The sequence below is a fragment of the Roseovarius roseus genome (genome assembly GCF_043355935.2).
In the GTDB taxonomy this organism is placed as follows: Bacteria; Pseudomonadota; Alphaproteobacteria; order Rhodobacterales; family Rhodobacteraceae; genus Roseovarius; species Roseovarius roseus.
Map to the genome: position 1 here is coordinate 1 of NZ_JBHFPE020000058.1, position 919 is coordinate 919.

The following is a 919-nucleotide window of genomic DNA, read 5'->3' on the forward strand; positions in this document are numbered from 1 at the left end:
CTTCGTAGTCTGAGGTTGTTCAAAGACCGATGACAACGAAGGAGAGCACGATGACCGAGACCATGATCGACCTTCCGGGCGTGATCGCCAAGAGCGATGACACGGATTTCCTGCGGGAACTGATCCAGGACGCCGCGCAGCGGCTGATGGATATTGAGGTGGCCGCTGTCTGCGGCGCGGGGCATGGCGAGCGCAGCCCAGACCGTGAGAACCAGCGCAACGGCTACCGGCCGCGTCAGTGGGATACTCGGGCAGGCACCATTGGGTTGAACATCCCGAAGCTGCGCAAGGGCAGCTATTTCCCCACGTTCCTGGAGCCGCGCCGGACCGCCGAGAAGGCCCTGATGGCGGTAATACAGGAAGCCTACATCCACGGCGTCTCCACGCGGGCTGTCGACGACCTGGTGCGCGCGATGGGGCTGACGGGCACCTCGAAGAGCCAGGTCTCACGGCTGTGCGAGGAGATCGATGAGCGGGTGCAGGCGTTCCTGAACCGCCCGCTGGAAGGCGATTGGCCCTTCCTCTGGCTCGACGCCACCTACGTGAAGCTGCGTGAGGGCGGACGCATCGTCTCGATGGCGGTGATAGTGGCCGTCGCAGTCAATACTGACGGGCGCCGCGAGATCTTGGGGATCACGGTCCTGCCCTCGGAGGCCGAGACGTTCTGGGCCGAGTTTCTGCGCTCTTTGACCCGGCGCGGGTTGCGGGGCGTGCAACTGGTGATCAGCGACGCCCATGAGGGCCTGAAGGCCGCCGCGCGCAAGGTCCTTGGCGCAGGATGGCAACGCTGCCGGGTGCATTTCCAGCGCAACCTCCTGGCCCGCGTGAGTAAAACCAACAAGCCCGTGGTCAGCGCGGTGGTGAAGACCGTCTTCGCCGAGAAGGACCGCGACCAGGCCCATGCCCGCTGGCGCGAGGT

The 919-nt window shown here is 65.2% G+C and carries 1 protein-coding gene; it reads left to right on the top strand.

Features of this window, described 5'->3' with window-relative positions:
- Positions 1 to 50 precede the first annotated feature (50 nt).
- On the top strand, positions 51 to 919 hold an 869-nt coding region (locus ACEWPL_RS19435), incomplete at its 3' end, for an IS256 family transposase (RefSeq protein WP_420744409.1).